The organism is uncultured Granulicatella sp., assembly GCF_938030755.1.
Classification (GTDB): Bacteria; Bacillota; Bacilli; order Lactobacillales; family Aerococcaceae; genus Granulicatella.
The window spans coordinates 21,948-29,294 of record NZ_CALHIF010000034.1 but is presented as its reverse complement, the minus strand read 5'-3'; the positions used below and the strand labels follow the sequence as shown (position 1 = coordinate 29,294).

Annotated in this window: 7 protein-coding genes; 2 read left to right on the top strand and 5 right to left on the bottom strand. The window is 40.2% G+C overall.

Going from position 1 to position 7,347, the window contains the following annotated elements; all coding sequences use genetic code 11:
- Positions 1-508 (top strand): ECF transporter S component (locus Q0594_RS03545; RefSeq protein ID WP_298729637.1); only part of this gene is annotated, 508 nt, incomplete at its 5' end.
- A 268-nt stretch (positions 509-776) separates the two neighbouring features.
- On the opposite strand, the gene Q0594_RS03540 is transcribed toward Q0594_RS03545, so the two are convergent.
- A complete protein-coding gene (locus Q0594_RS03540; protein ID WP_298729635.1) occupies positions 777-2,150 on the bottom strand; it encodes a hemolysin family protein in 1,374 nt (457 codons plus the stop codon).
- 251 nt (positions 2,151-2,401) lie between these two features.
- Between Q0594_RS03540 and cbpA the strand changes: the two genes are divergently transcribed.
- Positions 2,402-3,040 (top strand): cyclic di-AMP binding protein CbpA, encoded by a 639-nt coding sequence (gene cbpA, locus Q0594_RS03535; RefSeq protein ID WP_039849006.1) that lies wholly within the window; start codon positions 2,402-2,404, stop codon positions 3,038-3,040.
- Positions 3,041-3,600: 560 nt separating this feature from the next.
- Here the strand turns inward: cbpA and Q0594_RS03530 are convergent.
- From Q0594_RS03530 to Q0594_RS03515, 4 genes are read right to left on the bottom strand one after another with little or no spacing between them, the layout of a single operon-like run.
- The gene (locus tag Q0594_RS03530; protein WP_298729632.1) at positions 3,601-4,497 is read right to left on the bottom strand and encodes a haloacid dehalogenase-like hydrolase; all 897 of its coding nucleotides are present in this window, start codon (positions 4,495-4,497) and stop codon (positions 3,601-3,603) included.
- Positions 4,498-4,508: 11 nt separating this feature from the next.
- The gene (locus Q0594_RS03525; protein WP_298729630.1) at positions 4,509-5,246 is read right to left on the bottom strand and encodes a copper homeostasis protein CutC; all 738 of its coding nucleotides are present in this window, start codon (positions 5,244-5,246) and stop codon (positions 4,509-4,511) included.
- Positions 5,243-6,379 carry a Sapep family Mn(2+)-dependent dipeptidase gene (locus Q0594_RS03520; protein WP_298729628.1) on the bottom strand — a complete coding sequence of 379 codons (1,137 nt, stop codon included), beginning with the start codon at positions 6,377-6,379 and terminating at the stop codon, positions 5,243-5,245. The genes Q0594_RS03525 and Q0594_RS03520 overlap by 4 nt, the downstream gene beginning before the upstream one ends.
- Positions 6,376-7,338: a N(4)-(beta-N-acetylglucosaminyl)-L-asparaginase gene (locus Q0594_RS03515; protein ID WP_298729626.1), complete on the bottom strand. Its 963-nt coding sequence runs from the start codon at positions 7,336-7,338 to the stop codon at positions 6,376-6,378. The genes Q0594_RS03520 and Q0594_RS03515 overlap by 4 nt, the downstream gene beginning before the upstream one ends.
- Positions 7,339-7,347: the final 9 nt, after the last annotated feature.

The window sequence follows — 7,347 nt, the reverse complement described above, 5'->3', positions numbered from 1 at the left end:
AAAAATCGCATTTATCGCAATGATGTCGGCATTTTGCGTGATTGGTAGACTTGGGCTGCTTGCTCTCCCAAACGTTCAACCGATTACTGTCGTCGTCATATGGATGACCTTAGAATTAGGATGGGGATACGGTGTTTCCATCAGTATCCTCTCCATTTTAATCTCAAATCTGCTTATTTCAATGGGACCGTGGACGATTTATCAGATGGTTAGTTTTGCCCTCGTCTGCACTTGTGCATCGCTTCTTCGTCCACTATGGCGGAAAAGACAACAATTTCCACGCCTTGCTTGGATTCTTTTTCCAATCTTTGCAGGACTTATGGGCTACTTATACGGCTTTATCATCTCGATTTTCTGGGTATACAGCATGCCCGGTCTGAATTTCTGGATTTACTACTTAAACGGCGTTCTATTCGATACTTACCACGCTATCGGAAACATCGTCTTCTGGATCTTATTGATTCCACTCTTTGCGAAACTAAATCCATTCAAAATGCTACAAAAATAATAACAGACTTAAAATCCCTCTTGAAAAAGGGTGCTTTTAAGTCTGTTTTTGTTTAGAATAATTCCTTAAAATCTTTACGGATATCTTTATAGTAGCGGCAATGGGCATCCGAGGAATCTATAAGATAGACGCAACTCTATTGCCCGCTCTTTTTTCAGCACAAACCATGAAGATCCATAAAGGCGGCCTCCCTCTTTTTTTGTATGCTCATAAAAAATAGTCTATTCCTTTTTGCACACAAAAAAGGAGGGGTTGCCCCCTCCTTTTGTTATTCATCATCTTCAATGGTTTCGTCTGTTTCACTTTCTTCCGCAAGAATCTGCTCGAGATCTTCTTCAGAAAGTTTGGTAACATGGATTTTACGAATACGATCATTCTCGATTTCTGTCGGTTGTAACATGTATCCTTCGAATCTTACCTTCACTACCTCATCATCATCTGGGAAGTAGCCAAGCTTCTCAATAATCGCACCCGCCATTGTGTCCACCTCATCAGACTCTAATGACGTTTGATAAATTTGATTGAAACGATCGAGGGACATTCCCGCATCAATTTCTGAGTTGTTTTCATCAATTTCTACGACTTCTTTCTCCTCAACATCATACTCGTCTTCAATATCTCCGACGATTTCTTCAATCAAGTCTTCTAATGTAACAATCCCTTCAACACCGCCGTATTCATCTTTCAATACCGCCAAGTGTTGACGCGTTTTTCTAAATTCTACTAATAAATCATCTACGAAAATCGTTGATGGAACAAATACTGGCTCATGCGCCAAGGCACGTAAATCAATATTGTCGAATCCTTGCTCTCTGGCTGCTCGAAAGACATCTTTAACGTGAACCACACCGATAACCGTATCTTTATCTTCTTCATAAAGAGGAAGACGTGAGTAGGAGCAGTTCAAGATAATCTCTAAGTTTTCCGCTAACTCATCATCGACATCCAACATCAATGTATCCGTACGAGGAACCATCACTTCACGTGCAAGTTTTGTATCTAGAGAAAGAACCCCTTGCATCATCGCAAACTCGGAAATATCAATCGCTCCGTCGTTACGGCTATTGGCAAGTAGAGACTTCATCTCGCTTCGTGTTAATTTTTCTTCCACCTTAGTAAATTCAATTGGTGTCATTCGTTTTAATAATCCTGTTGAGAACGTCAAAATCCAAACGAATGGTTTTGCAATCTTTTTGACAAACAAAATAATCCCTGCAGTATGTAACGCAATCGGTTCTGCCACTTGTAATGCCACTTGTTTTGGATATAATTCTCCAAATACTAAAGTGAGATAGGATAGAACAACCGTCACAATCACTAATGCTAATGTTTCGGCTCCAGGAATGTTTCCTAATAATGGTTGAATTCGTGAAGAGAAACTTGTTGCGGCAGACGCACTCGAGAAGAACCCAGCAAATGTAATCGCTACTTGAATTGTTGCGAGAAATTCATCTGAATTCTCTAACAAGCGCATTACTTTAATTGCTTTTTTATCTCCTTCTTGCGCTCTTTGTGCCATTTTTCCTTGATTAATGGACACAAACGCAATCTCCGCTGCAGCAAAAAATGCATTTAATGCAGTTAATAATACAATGATTAAGATCTGGACTCCCAACGAACTCCCATCTGAATCAGCTGTCATAATTTTGTTAACCCCTTTTAACTATAGATTTTACCCATTATTGAAAATGGTATAGAGATATCATATCAGTTTTTGATGAAAAATCAAGATTTAGTATTATTTTGTAATGGTTCTTTAATGTTAGAAGCTCCATTTTATCGTTTTTCTCCTCTATTCATTCTCATTTTCTCATCATTTCTTCACTTTTCTAGTTACATTTCTCTCAAAAAATGGTACTATTATTAAGAAAGACATATATAGGAGGAATGAATATGTTATTAAAATCTCTTGTAGTTCCAAAAAAGAATCTAACGGTTGTTAAAGAATCATGCACGTTAGAAGAAGCCATTACGATTTTGGAAGAATCCGGATATCGTTGTGTGCCTGTATTAGATGAAACAGAAACTTTCTTTAGAGGAAATATTTATAAAATGCACATTTATCGCCATAAAGCAAACGGTGGTGATATGAGCCTTCCTGTTACACATCTCATTAAGAATTCTACGAAATTTATTAGTGTAGATAGTTCTTTCTTCAAAGTTTTCTTTACCATCAAAGAATTACCATATATTGCTGTTTTAGATAAACAACAACGTTTCTACGGAATCTTGACACACAGCAGTCTCCTTGGCATGCTTCAAGAATCTTGGAACGTGAAAAATGGTTCTTATGTATTAACGATTATCTCTGGCGGTGAAAAAGGCGCCCTTGCAAACATCTCAAAAGTGATTAACAAGTACGCTTCTATCGCAAACGTAATGACTATCGATACTGAAAAAGATAAAAGCTTACGTCGTCTATTGATTACATTACCAGCTGGGGTTTCAAAAGATACCCTTCAACAAATCGTCGATGGCCTCGAGAAAAAAGACTACTCCGTAGCCGAAGTAGAGGATTTGCAAAATAATTAGGATGTGAGGGTGAACGATCAGGACTGAATCACTGGACCAGAACAACGCAAGGGACTGCTTGCAGTCGTGCGGCTTTTCTGGAAAGTGGACGTCAGTCCTGTGAGCCTGAACTCAACTACAGGATATAAGGCAGAAAGACAGAAGACAAAAAAGAGCTCACAGTGTGAGTTCTTTTTGCTTCGTAGTCTTTCGCCCGCAAAGTTTATTAGACTTTCTTGAATCACGAGTGATGAAAAGAAAGTCAATAAACCACTGCGCGATGTGATACATCGCGTTCAGAAATGGAACGTTGGACCGAAACGCCGGAAGGAACGTGCAACGTTCTGCGGACGTTTCGGGAAACGCACGCCATTTCTGCGATGGCGAGTTCAACTACAGGATGTGAGCAAAAGCGCTCAGAGACGATGACGGTTCGAGCTTTGCCGTAAGCGACTTGTAAAGTCGTGCGGACAAAGCAAGAAAGGCTTGAGTCTCTGCTTTTGCGAACTCAACTTCACTAATTACATCTACAAAAAAAAACAGCACACCAGCCCTCAAAGCTAGTGTGCTCTTCTTTTTTATTATCGAATTACTGATCGTGCCATACGAGCTACCGTATGACGAACTCCTCGAATCGCAACTGACATTGCGTAAATATTTTCTACGGTTGCTAACCCACCGTATCCGGCATCGCCAATATGTTGAATATCAACGCCAGCTATCTTATTGCGAATGGCGATTTGTTCGATTACTTCCTTACTAGACCCTTCTTGGCTTGTTCCAATCGCAGATAATACAAGTGCATCATTCGCATGAGCCACTTTAACGATAGCCACTAGTTCTTCATCCGTGAATCCGGGTACAGTACCGACCGCTGGCACTAATAGAATATCTGCTCCGGCTTGAATAAATCTCTTCGCAATTTCTTCATTCATAACAGGTTCCTTTGATCCTGCTCCATGCATCTTTCCAGCAATCACCATTCCTGTAAAATGGGATTTTGCCATCGAAATACATTTTTCAATAGCTTCATTCGTCACCCCTGTACCAGGATTTCCAGTTAAACAAATAAAATCTAAACCGAGTTTTTCAGCCCTAGATACTGTTTCAGCTGTACATTTTCTTCCTGTGGCAATCTCAATTCTGGACTCTAACATTTCTGCATGTTCATCCACTGGTTCCAAATTGGCTCCAATCGGCAAGCCGCTGAGATCCTTAACTCGTTGCACTGGATTTTCACTTTCTTCTGCTCCGAAAATCAGTGGATCAAAACAATCAAATCCGTTTAACAAGACCATATCCGCTCCAAATGCTTTTGCAATTTCTGCATTGGATAATTCATTCAAAAACGTCGGTCTCACACAAACCGTTTCACAACAGACCGTTCTACCTTCTGCTGCTTCAATCGCTTTTTTTAGTGCGTTCCCTCTCATTTTTTTAAAGTCACTCGCAACACAATTCAGCATTCTTTTGCCCATTTTAGCTCCTCCTAACAATTAATAAGTGCCATTACGGTTTTTAATAAAAGTTCATTCGTTTGTTCGTAGTCTCCACCTTCATGATAGGCATAACTCATTCCATGATTTTTTGTTGTTGGATCAAGTTCCCACATTTTAAAACTACCATGTATTTGATGAATTCCTGTTTCTTGTATTAAATATTGAATATTCTCTTTAGTTACACCTCCCCCACAAAGGAGCTGTATTTTGTTACCATATTTTTCTTGCAATGCCTTTAGTAAAGGGATCCCTTCTTCGATGTTAGCCTGTTGTCCTCCTGTTAAAATGCGCGTGCATCCTAATTGAATTAATCCCTCAATCGCTTCATATACATCAGGAACAATATCAAAAGCTTTATGAAATACACTTTCTGCATGAAATTGCTGACATAGCGTAATCATTTGTTTTGTACGATTCCAGTCGATCGTTTTATCTTCTTTCAAAAATCCAAAAGCGAGTCCACTTGCCCCTGCTTCTAATAATAGCTTTGCATCCAACATCATACTTTCAAATTCTTCCTGAGTGTAACAAAAGCCTGCTCCGCGCGGGCGAACCATACAGATGATAGGAAGCAACACTCCTTTTTCGATCACTGTTTTCAATGTTCCTAAACTGGGTGTTAATCCGCCTAGAAACAACGCACTATTTAATTCAATACGGTGAGCCCCTTCTTTTTGGGCAATGAGGCAATCTTCAATACTTCCCGCACATACTTCTACAATGGTCATTTCATACCTTCTTTCATGTTCGATAATGCTAAGAGTGCTAATCCATAAATAATCGTATCTGTTTCTAAGTCTTTGACCCCTATCCATTCATTCGGCAGATGCGCGATATCTCTTTGACCTGGGAAGCTTGGCCCATACCCAATAATATTTGGAATTATCTTTGCATAAGTCCCCCCTGTGGTCGTAACAGGAATACTATCACTTTTAGTAACATCGGTATATACCTGCTGAAGCGCTTGGACATACTTAGAACTTTTATCATATAACACTGGAGCCCAGTGGGAAATGACCTCTAATGTCGCCTTTTCTGGCATATGCAGAGTGATTTGATTTAATAAATCCGATTTTGTGCAACTGGCGGGATAGCACATCGTCCATTCCACATAATGTCGATTTTCTTCCATCCCAAAGGTTTCTCCCCTTAGTTGCATCATCCCAAAGTCTTCATCTTGATAAGCAACTCCGAGCTCTTCACCATGGTGATTTGTATGCAATAATTTACGGTTTGCAAAATCATACAAATCTGCCACCATTGATTCTGGCAGAGATACTCTTACTTTTAGCCTTCCACGTTCCCCGTATACAACAGGCCATTTACAATCTGGCGTCCACCCAAAAGTCGGCGGAATTTCTTTAGTGAGATAGTGCTTCACGCATCCAAATCCGGTCTCTTCGTTCGTCCCAAACACGATTCGAACGGGACGATCAAAGGTCACTCCGTTTTTCTTCAACACATATAAAGCATACAAATTCGATAAAATGGGCCCTTTGTTATCTAAAGTGCCTCTTCCAAATAATTTCCCCTCTCGAAGGGTTAAACTAAGCGGTGGAGAATTCCATCCTTCCCCAAGAGGCATGATATCCACATGACCAAAAATTCCATAATAGGCACCATCTGAACGATTTTCTCCATATTGGGCATACCCAATTTTATCATCGATGTTTTTAGTGTGAAACCCTAATTCTGCAGAGAGTTTTAAAACTTCTTCTAGCGCTTGTTTAGGACCTCTTCCAAATGGGGCATCGGGCTCCTCTTTTCCTCGAATACTAGGGATTGCCACCATTCGTCTTAAGCCATCAAAAAGCATCGGTTGTACTTCTTTTAGCCGATTAATCCACTCTTCTCGATTCATTCTTTAACCTCCAAAGGCTTCATTCTTTCTTCTAAATACGATTCCAACCATTCTTTAGATGCTAGCTCATGAGACATTGTGCCGTCTGGTTGTGGATGTACTCGAAATACCGTTGGTGCTAGTGATTTGGTAGCTACCACGAATGAAAAGTTATCGATATTCGTCGCTGCGCCAAAATCGCCTTTTCGATTCATCGCAACCACTGAAATGTCTCCCGCTTCCCCTCTGGTTCTCTTAAGCAGAGCATCCAGCTCTCTTACCGCTTTTTCACACGCTTTTTGAGGAGAATGTCCTTCTTTCATTAATCGGACGATTTCATAAGAAATAACTCCCTTCATCAAATCTTCCCCTAGTCCCGTTGCTGTCGCACCACCAATGGTACTATCGACATAAAGTCCTGAACCGATGAACGCAGAATCGCCCACTCGGCCAGGTTTCTTCATAAAAAGTCCGCTAGTAGACGTTCCAGCAACCATATCTCCATGAGTATCTAATGCTACCATTCCTACAGTATCATGGCCTGCATATGGAGAAAGTTGCTCTTGTTCTAAATCCTTTAAGCGATTATGATAATGAATTTTTGCCCGGTCCGTCAGCATCTCTTTTTCTTCAAAATGACGGCTTCTAGCAAACTCTTGGGCTCCCTGTCCTACGAGCACATTATTCACTTTATAATGGCTGAGTTCTCTAGCAATTGAAATAGGATTGGCAAAGTTTTTAATCGCACATACTGCTCCAAAATCAAAACGACTTCCATCTAAATAAGCGGCATCCAGTTCTACTTCCATTTTTTCGTTTGGAAGTCCACCATATCCTACAGATTTAAAATAAGGAAAATCTTCTACTTCTTTAATCGCTCCTTCAATAGCGTCCCCAGCAATTCCTTCCTGAGATAGAATAGGAGTTACTTTTTGAATTCCTTCTAGTGCCATTCTCCATGTTGCAATCATTCCCCACATGACTCTTCA

Coding starts and splice junctions, on each gene's coding strand:
- Q0594_RS03540 (WP_298729635.1), bottom strand. CDS start 2,150: ATGACAGCTGATTCAGATGGGAGTTCGTTGGGAGTCCAGATCTTAATC.
- Q0594_RS03520 (WP_298729628.1), bottom strand. CDS start 6,379: ATGAATCGAGAAGAGTGGATTAATCGGCTAAAAGAAGTACAACCGATG.
- Q0594_RS03525 (WP_298729630.1), bottom strand. CDS start 5,246: ATGACCATTGTAGAAGTATGTGCGGGAAGTATTGAAGATTGCCTCATT.
- cbpA (WP_039849006.1), top strand. CDS start 2,402: ATGTTATTAAAATCTCTTGTAGTTCCAAAAAAGAATCTAACGGTTGTT.
- Q0594_RS03515 (WP_298729626.1), bottom strand. CDS start 7,338: ATGTGGGGAATGATTGCAACATGGAGAATGGCACTAGAAGGAATTCAA.
- Q0594_RS03530 (WP_298729632.1), bottom strand. CDS start 4,497: ATGGGCAAAAGAATGCTGAATTGTGTTGCGAGTGACTTTAAAAAAATG.